Source organism: Ferdinandcohnia jepli, from assembly GCF_047246645.1.
Classification (GTDB): Bacteria; Bacillota; Bacilli; order Bacillales; family Bacillaceae_L; genus Ferdinandcohnia.
In genome coordinates this window covers 144,041-161,097 of record NZ_JBFOKR010000015.1, presented here as the reverse complement: position 1 = coordinate 161,097, position 17,057 = coordinate 144,041, and the positions used below count along the sequence as shown (strand labels likewise).

The following is a 17,057-nucleotide window of genomic DNA, read 5'->3' as shown; positions in this document are numbered from 1 at the left end:
AGCCCCTCGAGGTCGCTTCACCCCTCCTGCGGCGGCAACAGCCTCCTCGTCAGGGTTCCAGCGCTTGTCGGGGCTGAGCAAGGCGCTTGCGCTTTTCTTATTTAAAAAATATGCCTTAATTTTTACGAAAATTGTATGTTTCAGCTTTTTAAGAACCTGCTTTAAAACTTTTATAAAATTTTGTCATATATTGCAGTAACTTACAGGTGATTAATGGTACTATAAGGTAAAGAACTATCGTAGGAAAGTAAGGGGAGACAATTGTGGAAGTTGTGGTAGCTGATCCTTTATTTGAAAATGAAGATAAGAGCATGAGTGCAATAGTAGATTGGTTTGATTTGAAAAAGGGCAAGTTTTATAAACTAGGTCAATCCTATCTACTAGACATTCATGATATTGAGGACGTTTTCTATAAAACAATCGTTAAAATTCATAATGAAAAACGTAAACGTAAGAATAATATGAACTTTGAAAAGTGGGTTCTTTCTATTTTTATTACTGAATGTCGTGAGGTCTCAAAAAATAAAGTAGAAAAACTAGATAATAATGAGAATAGAGAAAGCTCAATAGAAGATAGATTGTATAAACTAGACGATATTTATAAAGAGCCTATCGTATTCAAGTACCTTATTGGGTTACCGCAGGACGAAGTAGCTCAACTAATTCAGGTCCCAATTCAAGATATCAACACTAGATTGCTTAAAGGGTTCCAGCTACTTACTAGAGATAAATTAGACCAAGAGCATGTAAGTTGTGACGGATATACCAGGCATTTTATTGATTATTTAGGCTTGAATCTGAATCGAAGAGATAAGGTAGATTTAGAGATACACCTACATACATGTCAGAACTGTCAAAACGAGTTGGCACTTATTCAAGATGTTATTTTATATTTTGGTCGTGTAACTGATACTGCGGATGTTCCTCCTACTGTCATGAAGAGCGTGAGAGGTAGAGTAATCGAAACTGAAGAAAGAAGAAAACAAGTAGTAAAGAAACGTATTGTTGTTAGTTCTGTTATAGCCTCTATTTTAGCAATTGGTATATTTATTGGGTTTGTTACGAACGGTTTCGCATATCTTTATTATTCTTATCAAGATTGGCGAAATCTTGAAGATGAGCAATTGTTAACGTATCTGAAACATGGGATAGCTGAGCCACTTTATTTAGAACAAGAGAGTAATGGTGTGAAAATTACTATAAAAAGTGTGGTTGCCGATGAATTTCAAACATTACTTTATTACGAGATTGAAGATTTAGAGACTAATCATCATTATATGATAAATAACTATGAAGGCTTTACTATTGAAAATGAGGAAGACCTATTAAATCATATGTCCTATCAAATGCAGTATTTTCCTTTTGAAGAGCTGGAAACTAAGAGTAAAGCTAGTAATATATTTGAAGGGAAAGTTAGTGTTTTACCCATTTACCCTGAGAGCGGGACGATTAAACTTAATATTTCTAGACTATTGAAGATAGCAGAAGGTGACAATGTAATTGACGTCATCAATGCAACTCACAGTAACAACGAAATTGTTGCTGGGGAGTGGAACTTTGAAATTCCAGTTACAAAGACTGCATCAATTGAGCATGAGTTGGATAAGAAAGTTGAGATTGAAGGAATTCCATTACATTTTACAAAGATCGTTTTTGCACCTACTACAACGATGCTTCGTTATCGATATGAGATTTTACAGGAAAGTAGCATGCATGTAGGTGAGGTTCATTTTGATTCTATTAAAACAGAGAATCAAGAGGCTAAAGTAGATTTGTATGGAAATATTCACCATAATAGTAGTGGTAATGGTGAGTGGATTACAATGCAAACAAGCTTTGAACCACTATATTTTGAGGAACCCCAAAATCTAGAAATTGACATAGAGGGAATGGAACTATATATACAGGACAACAAAACCTTTACTGTTAACCCTTATGGGGTATTTCCTCAAACTTTCAAATATCAGGGAAACACAATTTCAGTTGATAATATCACAATAGGTAATCCGGCTATCATTACTTTTACAGAAGCGAAACCAGAAGTTAGAAACTATAATATGCTGCATTATCAATTCCTTACTGACAAAGATGGACAGGCGCTTTCTATGGGTTATCGTGATAATGAGGGAGTATATATGGATAGTGATGGAAAGATATATAAACAGGATGAATATCAATTTAATGGGTGGGAAAGGGTACGTTTCTACCCGACAAAAACGGAAATGGAACTAATAAATGACTTTGGGGATGAGGATGTTATCCCAACGAAACTCGAGATTCATGGCTATAATACTGTAAAATACACTAACGAGTCAATAAAAGTATCATTAGATTAAAACATCTGGAGGGGAGTACTATGGTACTTCCTCTCTTTTTTCAATTATGATAAGGGATGTGAAGTTTTGCTAGATGTTTTAGTTTGAAGACCAAGATACGAGGATTATAGTGAAATTAAAGAATTTTTCAGTAGGTTGATTAAGGATACCTTCGAAAAAGGGGCATATTACGAGTTATTATAAAATACTGGTAAAAGCGATATGTTGTGGAGAACATAACTGAAAGTATTTATAATGGTAACTGGGTGAAGGGATAGTTGTCATTCGCTGCAAGGGGTTTGATATGTTTTCAGATGTAAATGATACAAAATTAAAAGAGATTTATATTAAGGCAACAGAACAAAAAGTAGACAAAGAGTTTATAAGTTTATTGGAAAAGGAAATTAACAAAAGAGGGCTCAATATAGAAAGGTAGAAAGATTGGCAATAACCAAAGCTCTTCTACTACTATTTGACGCATTGAGTTATTTCCAGCGGTAAGCAAGAAAGGTAAATTAGTATTTTTCTGCGAATGGCTTCCAAGCCCTTCACTCATTTAGGGAAACATATTCTTGAAAGCGTTGTAGAACACCTTTTTATTATGCTACCCGGTCATCATGGTCATCATCTTCCTTAGTAAGATGCTCTTTACGTACATCCATATAATAAACACGTGGTAGTCCCCATATTAACCAGTAGTCATGTATTAGAGAAGCCCCTACGAATAAAATCATTTGAATATCTACATGTTTCATCGTTTCCCCCCCTTAACAAAGTATACGGAGGACGTAGGTCGTCCGATAACTAAAAAAAAACCCGCCTCCTAGTATGGCTTAGGGGAACAGGCCAAAGTGTACCGGTACAATGGTTTATACAGTCTCTTTGTTATCTGTTTTTGCGATTTTCCCTAGCTGCCTTTTTCCTTGCTTTTTTACTGAGGTTTTGGTCAGAACCGAATTCTGTATCCATACTTTTTGACCCTGTATGTGGTTGGTTCCGATTATTATTTTTATTGGTCATACACTTTCCTCCTTTCTACATTTGTACTACTGTAATTATGTATTTTTCCTATATTTTACAGTAGTTATATATAGCATCGCTTTGTAAGCAAAGAATTATTCAGAAAAATTGAAAATAATATAAAATGTTCATGAATTTAAATTTCTTTCTCTTTTTAGTAGAATAAGTAAAAAGAATGTGAAGGGAACTTGTTATAAATGAGTACATATATAGTAGTAGGTGCAGGAATACTTGGCGCATCGACAGCGTATCATCTTGCGAAAGCTGGCGCAACAGTAATCGTTATTGATCGTGAAGATAAAGGACAAGCAACAGATGCAGCAGCTGGAATCGTTTGTCCGTGGCTCTCCCAACGTCGTAACAAGGCGTGGTATAACCTTGCGAAATCGGGTGCGAGATATTACTCAACTCTTATTAAAAAATTAGAAGATGAAGGTGAGAAAAACACGGGCTATAAAAAAGTTGGTGCGATAAGTCTACATACAATTGAAGATAAGTTGGACAAAATGGTTGAACGAGCACAAGTTCGTCGCGAGGATGCACCAGAAATAGGCGATATTACAAAACTAGGTTCCTCTAAAACTAAAGAGTACTTCCCGCCAGTTTCAAATGAATACGCTTCTGTTTACATTAGTGGCGCAGCTAGAGTAAATGGCCGTGAGTTGCGAAATGCTTTACTTAGGGCTGCCAAGAAAAATGGAGCTGTAATTCGAACCGGAGATGCTTCTTTACTATGTGAAGAAAACAATGTAACAGGTGTAAAGATTGGTGAAGAACAAATCATTGCCGATTCCGTGATTATAACAGCAGGAGCATGGGCGAACGAAATTATTGAACCATTAGGTATGAAGTTTTTGGTATCGCCTCAAAAAGCGCAAATCGTTCATTTGCAATTGGAACATACAAGCACTGAAAATTGGCCAGTTGTTATGCCACCGAACGATCAGTATCTTCTAGCATTTGATGAGGGGCGTATCGTAATCGGTGCAACTCATGAAAATGAAAAGGGCTTTGACAGGAGAGTTACTGCAGGTGGACTGCATGAAGTTTTTACAAAGGCTCTCACTGTTGCGCCTGGACTCTCTAATGCAACAGTTGTTGAAACTCGTGTTGGTTTCCGGCCCTTTACACCGGATTTTCTCCCAGTTATCGGTACAGTACCTACATTTAAAAATGTATTTGTAGCAAACGGTCTTGGTGCATCAGGATTAACTGTAGGTCCATTTCTAGGCTCTCAATTGGCAAAGTTGGCAATGGATCAACAGTTAGAAATCGACCTGAGTTTGTACGATGTTGCAGGTGCATTTGAACTTAATCCTTAATCGAATAGAAATGATGATTTATTTTCAGGGTCTCTCCGAATTCGAGAATACCATATGAATATTGTGGTTGTTTTCGTTTATCAGTAGGGGAGCCTGGATTAAATAATAATGTTTTACCATGATACTGTTTGTAAGGAATATGGGAGTGCCCAAATAGAATCAAATCCAATGCTTCACCTTTAAATGCTTCAAGAGCACGCTCAGGTGTGGTTCTCTTTTTTCCAAGATGGCCATGAACAACTCCAATTTTATACCCCTGTTTATCTATAATGAGTTTCTCTCCGACTATATCTTTGATCTCTGGGGTGTCGACATTACCACTAACCCCAAGAACAGGAGCAATTAAGCTGAGTTCTTCATAAAGCTCCATGGTTTGCCAATCACCTGCATGAATAATAAAATTCACCCCATGAATACCATTAATTAAACTTTGAGGTAGCTTTTTTGCCTTCTTCGGCAAATGGGTATCAGCAATAACAGCTATTTTCAATGTAAACACCTGCCTTACATAATGGGTTACTTTTAGTATAGGAAATATATTACAATGTTACTATAAAGCTTAACTTTTATATACATAAATGAAGAGCAGACGTGGTTCTTCAAATGAAATAAAGGAACTTTTTAATTACAACGAAATGAAAGAGGAGAAAATGAATTTACGTATAAATCGAAGACTATTTATTTTTCTTTTAGCCACAATACTCGCATTTGTAGGTTGGTGGTACACATATTTCGCAAATTTTATAAATAGCTTTACCTATGTTGGAGGGATATTTCTTAGTTTTTTTATTTTATTTGTACTCCTGCTAGTTTTTAGAAATGCTAGAGATAAACTCAAGTATATAAGTATACTAACCATCATTACCGGTGTCCTTTTGTGTTATGAATTGGGCCTGTTAAAATATGAATCTACTACATATACTGCCAGTTTTCATGCTTCACCAATTGAGTTAGATGAAAACTCGGGTATTCATTTAATGGTTGTAAGAACTGTAGAGATACTGATCCTTGAGGATGAGGAAAGCATTAGAAACAATTATGAGCAGCAGCAATTGATTGACTTATATAGACTTGATAATGAAGATCGCTATATAAGTAAAAACCTTGAAATTTTTGGCTATTTAGGGTTTTTTAAAGACGAGTTTGAGCAAATGGGGGAGAATGTCACAGAATACCTTGGATCTGAACCTCATATGCTTGCAGAGTTTTTAAACAGAGAGGATCTAGCAGGAGATAGTGCAGGCTTAGGATTAGCGTTAACGAGTCTTATTGAACAACAAGAAGTAATTAATAACAAGGAAATTGCAGTAACAGGGGCATTATCTGGTAATGGGGATGTTTTACCAATTGGTATGGTAAAAGAAAAAATGATAATTGCTGAAGAGCAAGCCCTACCTTATATCATAATACCTATAGGAAATGCTAAAGAAGCAGCAGCTACAAAGGAAGAATACCAGCTATCGATTGAAGTATTTTCAGTTCCGCATATTGACGATGCTATAAAAATTATTGGTGAATTGAATAAGTTTTAAGGACTGATAGACATATACTTTATTGAGCCTCTTTTAAACTTTGCCCTTTTACTTTAAGTAAAGACTTAAGTAGCAATTTTCTTTTTGCGAAAAGAGCCTAGAAAAAGACTGGTAGCAAAAAAATCAGGATGTTAATGAAGGGAGCTATCATATGAACTTTAAACTAGAAGAAGCAATCGAAATACTTGAAAGAACACCAAAGACATTGGAGTTATTTTTATCTGGTATATCTGAGAAATGGTTGGAAAGCAATGAAGGTGAAGGTACGTGGAGTTCAATTGAGGTGATAGAGCATCTAATTGAGGGAGAAAAGAATAATTGGATTCCAAGATTAGAGTTTATCCTTAGTGAAGGTGAGAATAAGCCATTCCCAGAATTTGATCGTTATTCGCACTTGCACAAGAGTGATAGACCGATAGAAGAAGCGTTTCGAGAGTTTAAAACCATACGGACACAAAATTTAGACAGGCTTAAAGTACTTTTTTCTGGTGAAGTTGATTTAGAAATAACAGGTTATCATCCAGCTTTTGAAGTTGTAAAAGTTAGGGAACTGCTATCTACATGGGTTGTTCATGATTTAACTCATATTTCACAAATTGTAAGGGTACTTGCTAAGAGATATAAATCAGATGTTGGACCATGGATTGAATATCTGGGAGTATTGAAAAAGTGAATAGCATAAAACAAACCTGAGCTATGAATAGCCCAGGTTTTTAGTTTCTTATTTCTTTTTGCCTTCATTTGTGCTGTAGTAGAATTTTAACGATTCCATTATCTGCAGTCGCTTTAACGGTAGAAGGTAGTGTAATTTCTTGAACACCATCTATTGGAATTACTTGAATAGGATTTACCAATCCTTGGAAAATTTTTGAAAAATGGGTCAAAGTGTGTTGGTGAGTCCCTGAGAATTCATAATAATACATTTTTTTTAAATACATCTTTATAAATTGTTCTTGTTGGTTGTAAGAATATGATAATATATTAATTATTTGTTAACTGGATAACAAAATAGGATGTGTGAAAGATGAATAGCCAATTAGTAAAGAGTATTAGTGCTGATTGTGAAAATTGTTTTGGATTATGTTGTGTAGCTTTACCTTTCGCTAAATCTGCTGATTTTGCTATAGATAAGGACGGAGGTACTCCTTGTCGTAACTTAAATTCTAACTATCGCTGCGACATACATCAAAATCTAAGGCATAAAGGGTATAAAGGCTGTACTGTATATGAATGCTTTGGTGCTGGACAAAAGGTATCACAAATAACCTATAACGGAAATGATTGGCGGGAGTATCCGGAAACCGCTAATGAAATGTTCAATGTATTTCCGATTATGCAGCAACTGCACGAAATATTATATTATCTGTTTGAAGCTCTGAGTATAAAAGAGGCTGAGCCTATATACGAGGAATTGCGCATGGCGATTGATAAAACAGAAGAATTAACTATACGAAAGCCAGAAGATATTCTAAGCTTGCATGTGTCTGACCATAGAACTACAATTAATAAGTTACTACTCCAAGTAAGTGAACTCGTACGGTCCCGAGTTAATAGAAAAACGAAGGGCAGAAAAAGAATCGAGTATATTGGAGCTAAGCTTAAGGGAGCAGACCTGAGCGGTACAGATTTTCGTGGAAGCTTGCTAATAGCAGCCGACCTAAGAAACGCAGACTTGCGAAAGTGTGATTTTATTGGTGCTGATATGAGGGATGCTAATTTAAGTGGAGCCAATCTCTCAGGCAGTATATTTTTAACACAAGCACAAGTAAATGCTGCAAATGGTGATAGTAATACAAAATTACCGTCAACTTTAAAAAGGCCACAGCATTGGCTAAGTTAATATTTTTTGAAATGAGGAAATGAAAATGACAAAAGGAACCAAACATAAACACCCCAGTAAAATAAAACTGACTTTGCGAGCAATTGCCATTATTTTAGGAGGATTTATTACTGCGTATGGACTAGAAGCTGTGTTAATTCCTAACAATGTATCGGACGGTGGAGTGACCGGGCTAAGTATTGCAGGCTCTCAATTAGTTGGATTACCACTTGGGTTATTAATTGCTATCTTGAATATCCCGTTTGTCTATTTAGGTTACAAACAAATTGGTAAAAGTTTTGCAATTTTTTCTATTATCGGGATCGTCTCACTTGCGATTGGCACAATCGTTATGCACCATGTTCCAACCATTATTGAAGGTGATACCTTATTAATTACGGTTGTCGGTGGTATCATTATTGGATTTGGTATGGGATTAGCATTGCGTAATGGTGGTGCCCTGGATGGTATCGATATGCTGGCGGTTTTAATGTCGCGAAAACTTCCGTTTGGAACGAGTGATCTTATTTTATTCTTGAATTTATTTGTGTTCATTATCGTTTCTACAGTATTCGGTCTTCAAGGAGCAATTCTCTCCGGTATTGCTTACTTTATTGCCTCAAAAGTTATACATATTGTTGAAACAGGGTTAAGTGGATTAAAAACCTTCAAAATTATCACAAATGAACCAGAACAGATGGTAGAAGCGATAAGTGACCGCTTAGGAAGAAGTGCAACATATAACATCGTACGAGGCGCTTATTCAAATGAAGAATTTAAAGAAATTACTTGTGTCATAAACAGATTAGAAGAAGCGAAAATGAAAGAAATTATCCAAGAAATTGATGGAGGAGCTTTCGTTATCGTATATGACGTTTCCGAAGTAAAGGGTGGAAACTTTAAAAAGAATGATATTCATTAAAAAAGAAAGCGTTGATTCCTAGTTGAAATTAGCGCTTTCTTTATTGATATTGCTTCTCTGTTTCATCTGTATTTTTAACGTTAAGTAATACGACACCAGCAATAATAAAAAGTATTCCAAACAGAATAAAGGAATTAAAAGCTTCATTCCAAATAAGAATGCCAATTATGGCAGTTAGGGCTGTACCAACACCTGACCAAATGGCATACGCCAAACTCAAAGGCACGGTATTAAGACAAAGAGATAAGCAATAGAACGACAGTGTATATCCTAAAATAACTAAAAGAGATGGAAAAAGAATAGTAAAACCTGCTGATAATTTTAACATAGTTTTTGCAAACACTTCAGTTATAATTGAAACGGATAAAAAAATATAGCCTTTCATATATAATCCTCTTTTCCCTCAGGTTAATGAGTTTCTCCGATATTCAGGAGTATCACCCCGATAATAATTAAGACTATTCCAGTTAAAATTTTGCGATCAAAATGTTCTTTATAAAACGTGATACCAACTAAAGCGGTAAGTGCAGTTCCTAAACCTGCCCATATAGCGTAAGCTACTCCGAGTGAAAGTGATTGTAAAGAAATAGATAACGCATAGAATGCTAATCCATATCCAATCACCACTCCTAATGTAGGAAAGAGTTTTTTAAACCCATTTGTGTTCTTTAGCATAGAACTAGCGAATACTTCGCTTATAATAGCTATAAATAATGGTACATAAGCGTTCATCATTGTATCTCCTTTTGATGTAGTCCACCATTGATTTTACAGACATAGATTCTTAAAAACAATTAAAGTTTTATAGTCATTACTATGGTCAAAGTATATGTAATATTTATAACATTTAAATGGTAGATTTAGATTTTATTAGGAATTTTTAGTATAATTATATATTGTAAAAATAATGACAGGGTAGAGGTAAATATAAAATGACAACAGCAATTACAGAAATAGTATTAACAGGAACCTTCAATTTCAGAGATTTAGGTGGTTACATTACCAAAGAAGGTCGTAAAGTTAAAAAAGGAATGTTATTTCGTTCAGGTAATTTAAGTAGGGTAACAGAGAAAGACCTAGAAACTATTAGTCACCTTAACATTCAAAAAATTTGTGATTTACGTGGTGTAGACGAAATTGAAAAGTACCCAGATCCGGTAATTGATGATGCTGTCTGGTATCATACGCCGATATTGTCAGATGACAAAATGATGGGGCAAGTTGGAACACACTCTAGCTTTGCTGACGAACTAAGGAAAACAAAACCAGGTGAACTATTACTTAATTTAAACAAAAATATGATTTCTTTTAAGACTGCTTTTCAGAATGTTTTTAACGTGTTACTAAATGAACCACATACTCCGATGCTATTTCATTGTATGGCAGGAAAGGATCGAACTGGTGCAGTAGCAGCACTTATTCTTAGTGTTTTAGGAGTTACAAGAGAAGATATCCATAACGATTATCTGTATACGAATGAAACACTTGAGCAAATGAATGCAAACTTTGAGGAGATAGGCTACAACGACCTACCAAATATCGATCAAGATGTAATAGACTCTATCATGGAAGCACGGGTCGAATATATCGAAGCATTTCTTAATGAGTTAGAAATACAATATGGAAGTGCAGATACATATTGTAAAGAGGTACTTGGTCTTTCTACAGAGGACATTGATGTATTGAAGACTCATTTATTAGAGTAATGGCATGATAGAAATATAGAACGTTATCCTAAAGGGGTAACGTTCTTTTTGTAGAATATAATACTAAAAATAACAATGGAGGAATGCTCTTGGACAATCTTACAATTAAACTTACAAATCGAACAGAAGGCCCATAACTTGGGCCTTCTTCATGTCTATAAAATAGTAGTTTAATTGCTTTGTAAGTTAGTAACTGAGCGAGTTGGCAAGCTCCAACCAAAACGATGTGACGTAACACGTAACAGAAAGATGATACAAAAAAGTGTATATAACTGATACGGTTCTTGTGCCCATCCCATGCTGATGATAAATCCTGCAATCATGGCCCATACCATATATAATTCTTTGCGAAACACAATCGGCTTTTGCTGAGCTAATACATCGCGGATAATTCCTCCGCCAGCACCAGTAATAGCTGCTGAGAACATAATTGCAAGAATAGGAAGTTCTATCGAATATGCATACATTGCACCCTGTACCGCAAAGGCTGAGAGACCGATTGCATCGAACAGATGCCATTCCCTTACCCGTTCCACTGCACTGTCCGGTAACAAGAATACTATTGTAATAGTTATAATTGCAATTATAAAAAGAGGCGTTTGTTGCCATAATTCATGTATGGGGATACCTATTAAAAGATTTCGAATTGCGCCACCACCAAATGACGTAATTAAACCTAACACATAAACCCCGATAATATCATACTTAGCCTCCATTGCAACGATTGCACCACTAATCGCAAATGCAATTGTTCCAAACACATTTAACACATCCCAAACCACAAAAAAACCCCCTAATCCAAAGTAAAACATCATACAAAAACTGAGAATCCTTTATCTCTGTCCTTGTACCTGAGAGTTTTACCTAATCTAGAAGGTGTTACCCCTTGGGTGGCTTACCAGCGCTCTCCAGAGAAGCGTCTTACTGTGGTCTTTTTACCTGAGAGATTAGCCTTTTGTTAAGATTTGCCCCTTCGGTGACGTTAGATACGTTCTCTCCCACAATAATCGTCCGCGAGTATTCTTAAATTCATAAGAATATTATCCGATAATCGCTTGTACTGTCAATAAAAATAATTCTTTATTAAAAATCTGCATAGATGTTAAAGGAAAATAGGACTCTTTTCCCGTTTTCGACAAGAATTTCCATTTTTCTTACAAATGACGCTCTATTTCTGATAATATAAATTATAGAGAGGGGTGCGATTACATGGGTTTATTTGGTTCTAAAGAATCACAAAAGAAAAAGGTTTCATCTAATGAATTTTCATGGAAGAAAAATAAAATAACACTTACTGATGATGGATATTTAGTTACTGATGGAATTATTAACATTAACAGAATACCAATTCGTCACATTGAAACAGTCACTTATAGTATTAATATAACAAAGGACGTTGCAGCACCTGAAATACAGATTATTGGAAAAGGCGTCGTATTAGGTACACTAAAGGTTGGTAACGAAACAAAAGATGAGATCCAGGATTGGCTGTTGGAGAAACTTGAGTTATAAAAGCAGAATCAACACACCGAACATTATGAACTGCACCAAAAATTGTTGGACAATAATCTAACGATGGAGGTGCAGTTTTTTTATGTAAAAATAACAAACCAATTCCTAAAAGAATAATCCTTCCTAAGATAACAAAGATTACTAGTATAGTTTTTTTCGTAAACAGGTCAGGAGTTGATTTTCCTTTGGCAAAGGTAATAAGTTCGATAGTCATTCTTTCCTTTTTACTCGCCTTTGGATATATGTTCTTAATACATTCACCAAAGAAGATAACAAAGCAGAACCATGTATCTGTGGAATCATCTAGTAAACCAGTTGTCATGGTCATTATTGATTCAATAATGGATGAGCCAATGCAGAGTGCTATTTCGAATGGAAAGGCACCAGCATTAGAATTTCTTATGAAGAATGGCTATTATTACCCTTCAATGATTAGTAGCTATCCAACTATGTCAGTGGCAATCGATAGTACCTTATTAACGGGTACGTATCCTGACCAACATAAGGTTCCAGCCCTTGTCTGGTTTGATGAAAAGGAGCAAAGGTTAGTTAGCTATGGAAGCGCATGGAAGGAAATAGCAAAGCTCGGTGTTAAACAAGTAATGAGAGATAGCATTCTTAACTTAAATCAAAGGCATTTAAGTATGAACGTTAAAACGATTCATGAAGAGCTTGGACTTCAGTCATCTTCCATTAATACTCTTGTTTATCGCGGGAGCCATAGTCGACAACTTAATGTACCAAGGCTCTTTAAATATCTTGGCTATTTGAATGAAAATGAAGAGGTTCCTGCGCCAAATTATTTTTCGTATGGATTATTATCAAAAAATGATCCGGATAATAAGTATACACATTTTTGGCAGGCCTTCGGATTTACAGACCGTTTTGCTACGAAGGAATTAACCTATTTAATACAACAAGATACTCTTCCTTCCTATTCATTGGTTTATCTATCAGACAATGATAAGCAAGTTCATAAGAAGGGTGTATATGTAACAAAAGGAATAGAGGAAGCCGATAAGCATTTACAAGAACTATTAAATTTGTACTCATCATGTGAAGAGGCAATTGAGAAGAATACTTGGGTGGTAATGGGTGATAGTGGCCAGACCTATATAAAAAATAACAAAAAAGAAGCATTAATTGACTTGCGAAAACTACTTGATACTTTTAAGATACATAAAATTGGAGAACCTGTTCAAAACAATGATCAGATTGTATTAGGTCTAAATGAGAGAATGTCGTTTATTTACTTATTGGATAAGGAAATTAGCGCCGAAGATATTTTGAAGTTGTTGAAAGAAGACTCGAGGTTAGATGTAATGGCATGGAAAGAAGGCAAGCAGGTTATTGTAAGCAAAAGTGGTATTAGTGGTACCTTAACCTTTCAACCTGGTGGTGAGTATATTGATCAGTATGGTCAATCCTGGTCGATAGATGGAAATGAAAAAATTATGGACTTAGTGCTGCAAGAAAATGAAATTTTGTATGGAGATTACCCAGATGGATTAGCAAGACTATATAGTTCATTCTTTTCACATTCAGGTACTTTCTTGATTGTTAATGCAAAACCGGGATATGAATTTATAGGAGAAGGTTCACCAAGACATGTTGGAGGAGCAAGTCATGGCTCTCTTCATAAGGATGACTCACATTTTCCAATGATTGTTGCGGGTACAAACATAGAACCTAAACATCAAAGAATGGTGGATCTGAAGGAATGGGTTTTGAGATTAGTGAAGGATAAGGAAGCCCTAAAATGAGAGAACCTTTGGATACGATAAAAGTCATGACATTCAATATTCATCATGGAAAAGGTACGGATAAGAAGCTTGAGTTAAATAGGATTAAAGATGTCATTTATAGTAGTGGTGCAGATATTATTGGTCTTAATGAAGTTGACAAAAATTTCTCAAAGCGAAGTAACTATGTTGATCAAATTGAATTACTAGCAAATGAATTACACTATTTTTATGCATTTAGTCCGTCGCTAAGTAAAAAGTCAAGAAAGACAGAATATGAATACCATCAATATGGGAATGCCCTTTTGTCGCGATATCCTTTAAAACATAGTCAGAATCATTTACTTAATTATTTGCCACGCGTAATAGAAGGCAGATCAGTTCTGGAAGCGGCCATTGAAGTGAATGAGAAAATACTGAACGTATTTGTAACGCACTTAAGCTTGAATCCAATCACCCATTGGTTACAGAGTTCGTTTATTTTGAATAAACTGGAGGCGCCTGCCATTATCCTTGGAGATTGGAACATGAAACCATATTCACGAAATTGGAAAAGGGTGACTAAGAATTTCGAAGATGTGTGGGAAGAGAAAGGGAGTGGATTGGGTAATACATATCCATCTACAAAGCCGAGAATGAGATTGGACTATATCTTCATTAGTCACGACTTGAAGACTGTAGATGTAAAGGTCATTGATCAAATACCTTTCGCTTCGGATCATTTACCACTGGTAGCAACATTATCAATATAAAACTTCATGTATAGGAGACTGCTTATGAGGAAAGGTATTATTTTTGTGTTGATCTATGGAGTGATGGTAAGTGTTGCATTTGTATACAGGGAATTAGTAATGGAATGGTTAAACCATAGCGATCTATCTCAACTTCCCTTTATGTTTGCACTAGCTGTTATATTTGGAGTGATTCCTGTAGTTCCCTTTTCAGTTTTCGCTGGATTAATGGGCGTGAAATATGGTGTCATTCTAGGTACAGCTATTAATTGGACTGGTTCAGTCGGTGCTGCCGCTATCATTTTCCTGCTGGCTCGGTATTTTTTTGTTGAAACCTTTCAACATTTCATAGCCAAAAATAATAAAATCAAAAAATTTGATGATATTATACATCGCAACGCATTCGTCGCAGTCTTCTTTGTTCGATTAATACCAATTGTTCCTCCACCAGTAGTTAACATCTATTCAGGGCTGAGTCCTATGCTGTTTGGCACATATTTTTTGGCGACAGCAATTGGAAAAATACCAGGAACCCTTATGTATGCATATTTGGGTAACCAGTTATTTACCTCCATTCCCTTATTCATTATGGGGATTGTTATCTATATAGCCTTTATCTTAGTTGTGGTAGTGTTTTATAGAAAATGGAATAAGGCGAGAGCCAAAGCAATTTAAAAATCCACGACGCCCCAAATAGAACCTCAACCCTTTACTAGTAATCTATTTTAAAAAATGAGTTTTGTATTATAATGTAGTTTAGTTGTTTTTTTTGACATCGTTAGAGTAGAAAGTAGTGTGATTGTATGAATAAACAGTTTTCAGTAACCTTTTTTTCTTCCATTCAATGGTTGTTCTTTATTTTTGCTAACACTGTTGTTGTCCCTATTTCAATAGGTACTGCATTCGAGCTATCATCTGAAACGACGGAAATGATGATGAGAAGCTCCTTGGTTTTTACAGGATTAGCGTGTGTGTTTCAGGGGTGGCTTGGACATCGCTTTCCGATTATGGAGGGCCATGCAGGTTTGCTATGGGGTGTTATGTTAAATTTAGGGCTAAGTGCTTCAGCGATGGGAATGAGTTTGCCTCAAATTGGCGGTGGAATCGCCTCTGGTATACTAATTGCCTGTCTATTGACCATTATTTTAGTTATTTTTAACGGAGTTTCTCTTTTACAGAAGATTTTCAGTCCAATGGTAATGTCAGTCTATCTCTTTTTATTAACCTTTCAGCTAATTTTTATCTTTTTTGAAGGGATGTTTCCAAAAACAGAGCAAGGAACAATTGACATATCTGGCAGTATATTTTCAGTCTGTGTCGTTGTTTTTGTAGCTCTTTTAAAGCTTAAAGGAAATAAAATCATTAGTAATTTTTCGATTTTAATTGGGTTGGTAGTTGGTTGGATTATTTATGATGTACTCTTTTTTGAGACTACAACAAAGGCAGTGACTTCATCTGGTGGGGGTTTTACTTTATTTCCATTAGGAATACCAAACTTAGAATATGGAATTATAGCAGTAACTTGTTTTACGGTACTCATGAATCTTAGCAACACGATTGCTTCTATTGAAGCAGGTGCAAATCTATTACATAAGCAAACGTCTAAAAAACAAATTAAAAACTCAATTTTAATTACAACCATCTTCACAATATTTGGAACAGGGTTCGGACTTGTACCTTATACACCATATACTTCTTCGATTGGATTTTTACAAAGTACAAGAATTTTTCAACTCAAACCATTTTTTATTGGAGGGGGCTTGCTTACTTTAATGGGTCTTATCCCAATCTTTGGTTCGTTCCTAACTACGATGCCATTTTCAGTAGGAAATGCAGTTTTATTTGTTGCATATTTACAGTTATTTGGTACAGCTTTTAGCAGTTTGAATGGAAAAACTTTTAATTCTAATACTATTTTACGATTAGCCGCACCCGTATTAATAGGGGTATGTCTAATGAAGATATCGCCTTCAGTTTTTTCAAGCTTACCAATACTCATTCAACCGTTTATTACAAATGGGTTAACAATGGGAGTCCTGATATCAATCATTTTAGAGAGAGTTGTGAAGTGGGAGGAATTTGAAAAAACAGCTGGAAGTTAGCTTTATTTTGATTAGACCCTATAGAAAAGCAGTGGCAGAGAAATAGCTTTTATAAAAAAATGCTCTAGATTTATGATAGTACTGTAATTCTGCATAACGATAATACAGTTCGTGATTATTTGCGAATGCCAGCTTCTGTCGTTCGTAATGTAACTCTAATGCAGCATGCTTTAAAAAGTTTTGCTGAGCTAGTATTTGAGCTTGGTTTTGTTGGTTAAGTGGCATTTGGCGCCATTTATTCATTTTAATTACCTCCTTTCAATTATAATATGAGTAGGCCTTATTTTTGGGGATACTTTTTTTCGGCTGAAATAGCTGGAATTCATTTAGTAGA

The 17,057-nt window shown here is 35.4% G+C and carries 22 protein-coding genes and 1 riboswitch; of the genes, 14 read left to right on the top strand and 8 right to left on the bottom strand.

What is annotated here, in order from left to right:
- From AB3M96_RS17085 to sda, 3 genes are all read left to right on the top strand, one after another.
- A partial coding sequence (locus AB3M96_RS17085) for a hypothetical protein (RefSeq protein ID WP_412968845.1) occupies nucleotides 1-199 on the top strand: 199 nt, incomplete at its 5' end.
- Between the two features lie 64 nt (nucleotides 200-263).
- Nucleotides 264-2,336, top strand: a complete 2,073-nt coding sequence (locus tag AB3M96_RS17080) for a DUF4179 domain-containing protein (RefSeq protein ID WP_412968844.1) — start codon at nucleotides 264-266, stop codon at nucleotides 2,334-2,336.
- 283 nt (nucleotides 2,337-2,619) lie between these two features.
- Nucleotides 2,620-2,751 carry a sporulation histidine kinase inhibitor Sda gene (gene sda, locus AB3M96_RS17075; protein WP_412968843.1) on the top strand — a complete coding sequence of 44 codons (132 nt, stop codon included), beginning with the start codon at nucleotides 2,620-2,622 and terminating at the stop codon, nucleotides 2,749-2,751.
- Nucleotides 2,752-2,914: 163 nt separating this feature from the next.
- Here sda and AB3M96_RS17070 read toward each other — a convergent pair whose 3' ends face one another.
- Entirely contained in the window at nucleotides 2,915-3,070 is a 156-nt protein-coding gene (locus tag AB3M96_RS17070; RefSeq protein ID WP_412968842.1) for a hypothetical protein, read from the bottom strand.
- 130 nt (nucleotides 3,071-3,200) lie between these two features.
- Complete coding sequence (locus AB3M96_RS17065; protein WP_412968841.1) at nucleotides 3,201-3,335, bottom strand: hypothetical protein; 135 nt, start codon at nucleotides 3,333-3,335, stop codon at nucleotides 3,201-3,203.
- 197 nt (nucleotides 3,336-3,532) lie between these two features.
- Between AB3M96_RS17065 and AB3M96_RS17060 the strand changes: the two genes are divergently transcribed.
- Nucleotides 3,533-4,657 carry an NAD(P)/FAD-dependent oxidoreductase gene (locus AB3M96_RS17060; protein ID WP_412968840.1) on the top strand — a complete coding sequence of 375 codons (1,125 nt, stop codon included), beginning with the start codon at nucleotides 3,533-3,535 and terminating at the stop codon, nucleotides 4,655-4,657.
- Here AB3M96_RS17060 and AB3M96_RS17055 read toward each other — a convergent pair.
- Nucleotides 4,647-5,156, bottom strand: a complete 510-nt coding sequence (locus AB3M96_RS17055; RefSeq protein ID WP_412968839.1) for a metallophosphoesterase family protein — start codon at nucleotides 5,154-5,156, stop codon at nucleotides 4,647-4,649. The two genes, AB3M96_RS17060 and AB3M96_RS17055, sit on opposite strands and share 11 nt — an antisense overlap.
- A gap of 79 nt (nucleotides 5,157-5,235) precedes the next feature.
- Between AB3M96_RS17055 and AB3M96_RS17050 the strand changes: the two genes are divergently transcribed.
- Together AB3M96_RS17050 and AB3M96_RS17045 are read left to right on the top strand one after the other, a co-directional pair.
- Nucleotides 5,236-6,189 (top strand): S16 family serine protease, encoded by a 954-nt coding sequence (locus AB3M96_RS17050; protein WP_412968838.1) that lies wholly within the window; start codon nucleotides 5,236-5,238, stop codon nucleotides 6,187-6,189.
- Nucleotides 6,190-6,340: 151 nt separating this feature from the next.
- Nucleotides 6,341-6,862 (top strand): DinB family protein, encoded by a 522-nt coding sequence (locus AB3M96_RS17045; protein WP_412968837.1) that lies wholly within the window; start codon nucleotides 6,341-6,343, stop codon nucleotides 6,860-6,862.
- Between the two features lie 64 nt (nucleotides 6,863-6,926).
- Here AB3M96_RS17045 and AB3M96_RS17040 read toward each other — a convergent pair whose 3' ends face one another.
- Nucleotides 6,927-7,112, bottom strand: coding sequence for a hypothetical protein (locus tag AB3M96_RS17040; RefSeq protein WP_412968836.1), 186 nt, complete (start codon nucleotides 7,110-7,112; stop codon nucleotides 6,927-6,929).
- A gap of 101 nt (nucleotides 7,113-7,213) precedes the next feature.
- Between AB3M96_RS17040 and AB3M96_RS17035 the strand changes: the two genes are divergently transcribed.
- Nucleotides 7,214-8,029 carry a pentapeptide repeat-containing protein gene (locus tag AB3M96_RS17035; protein WP_412968835.1) on the top strand — a complete coding sequence of 272 codons (816 nt, stop codon included), beginning with the start codon at nucleotides 7,214-7,216 and terminating at the stop codon, nucleotides 8,027-8,029.
- A gap of 25 nt (nucleotides 8,030-8,054) precedes the next feature.
- A complete protein-coding gene (locus AB3M96_RS17030) occupies nucleotides 8,055-8,930 on the top strand; it encodes a YitT family protein (RefSeq protein WP_412968834.1) in 876 nt (291 codons plus the stop codon).
- Between the two features lie 40 nt (nucleotides 8,931-8,970).
- Here AB3M96_RS17030 and AB3M96_RS17025 read toward each other — a convergent pair whose 3' ends face one another.
- Nucleotides 8,971-9,315 (bottom strand): DMT family transporter, encoded by a 345-nt coding sequence (locus AB3M96_RS17025; RefSeq protein ID WP_412968833.1) that lies wholly within the window; start codon nucleotides 9,313-9,315, stop codon nucleotides 8,971-8,973.
- A gap of 23 nt (nucleotides 9,316-9,338) precedes the next feature.
- Nucleotides 9,339-9,662 carry a DMT family transporter gene (locus AB3M96_RS17020; protein ID WP_412968832.1) on the bottom strand — a complete coding sequence of 108 codons (324 nt, stop codon included), beginning with the start codon at nucleotides 9,660-9,662 and terminating at the stop codon, nucleotides 9,339-9,341.
- Between the two features lie 200 nt (nucleotides 9,663-9,862).
- Here AB3M96_RS17020 and AB3M96_RS17015 point away from each other — a divergent pair, with 200 nt between their 5' ends.
- On the top strand, nucleotides 9,863-10,636 hold the full coding sequence (locus AB3M96_RS17015) for a tyrosine-protein phosphatase (protein ID WP_412968831.1): 774 nt from the start codon (nucleotides 9,863-9,865) through the stop codon (nucleotides 10,634-10,636).
- 170 nt (nucleotides 10,637-10,806) lie between these two features.
- On the opposite strand, the gene AB3M96_RS17010 is transcribed toward AB3M96_RS17015, so the two are convergent.
- Complete coding sequence (locus AB3M96_RS17010) at nucleotides 10,807-11,418, bottom strand: trimeric intracellular cation channel family protein (protein WP_412968830.1); 612 nt, start codon at nucleotides 11,416-11,418, stop codon at nucleotides 10,807-10,809.
- 135 nt (nucleotides 11,419-11,553) lie between these two features.
- Nucleotides 11,554-11,647, bottom strand: a riboswitch (glycine riboswitch).
- A gap of 198 nt (nucleotides 11,648-11,845) precedes the next feature.
- Here AB3M96_RS17010 and AB3M96_RS17005 point away from each other — a divergent pair.
- The 5 genes from AB3M96_RS17005 (at nucleotide 11,846) to AB3M96_RS16985 (ending at nucleotide 16,723) form a co-directional block, all read left to right on the top strand.
- The gene (locus AB3M96_RS17005) at nucleotides 11,846-12,148 is read left to right on the top strand and encodes a hypothetical protein (RefSeq protein ID WP_412968829.1); all 303 of its coding nucleotides are present in this window, start codon (nucleotides 11,846-11,848) and stop codon (nucleotides 12,146-12,148) included.
- Nucleotides 12,149-12,333: 185 nt separating this feature from the next.
- On the top strand, nucleotides 12,334-13,911 hold the full coding sequence (locus AB3M96_RS17000) for an alkaline phosphatase family protein (protein ID WP_412968828.1): 1,578 nt from the start codon (nucleotides 12,334-12,336) through the stop codon (nucleotides 13,909-13,911).
- Nucleotides 13,908-14,642, top strand: coding sequence for an endonuclease/exonuclease/phosphatase family protein (locus AB3M96_RS16995; protein ID WP_412968827.1), 735 nt, complete (start codon nucleotides 13,908-13,910; stop codon nucleotides 14,640-14,642). Before AB3M96_RS17000 ends, AB3M96_RS16995 begins: the two co-directional genes overlap by 4 nt.
- A gap of 24 nt (nucleotides 14,643-14,666) precedes the next feature.
- Nucleotides 14,667-15,296, top strand: coding sequence for a TVP38/TMEM64 family protein (locus AB3M96_RS16990; protein WP_412968826.1), 630 nt, complete (start codon nucleotides 14,667-14,669; stop codon nucleotides 15,294-15,296).
- Between the two features lie 128 nt (nucleotides 15,297-15,424).
- The gene (locus AB3M96_RS16985; protein WP_412968825.1) at nucleotides 15,425-16,723 is read left to right on the top strand and encodes a uracil/xanthine transporter; all 1,299 of its coding nucleotides are present in this window, start codon (nucleotides 15,425-15,427) and stop codon (nucleotides 16,721-16,723) included.
- Nucleotides 16,724-16,741: 18 nt separating this feature from the next.
- Here the strand turns inward: AB3M96_RS16985 and AB3M96_RS16980 are convergent, their stop codons facing one another.
- Nucleotides 16,742-16,966, bottom strand: coding sequence for a protein kinase family protein (locus AB3M96_RS16980; RefSeq protein WP_412968824.1), 225 nt, complete (start codon nucleotides 16,964-16,966; stop codon nucleotides 16,742-16,744).
- Between the last annotated feature and the right edge of the window lie 91 nt (nucleotides 16,967-17,057).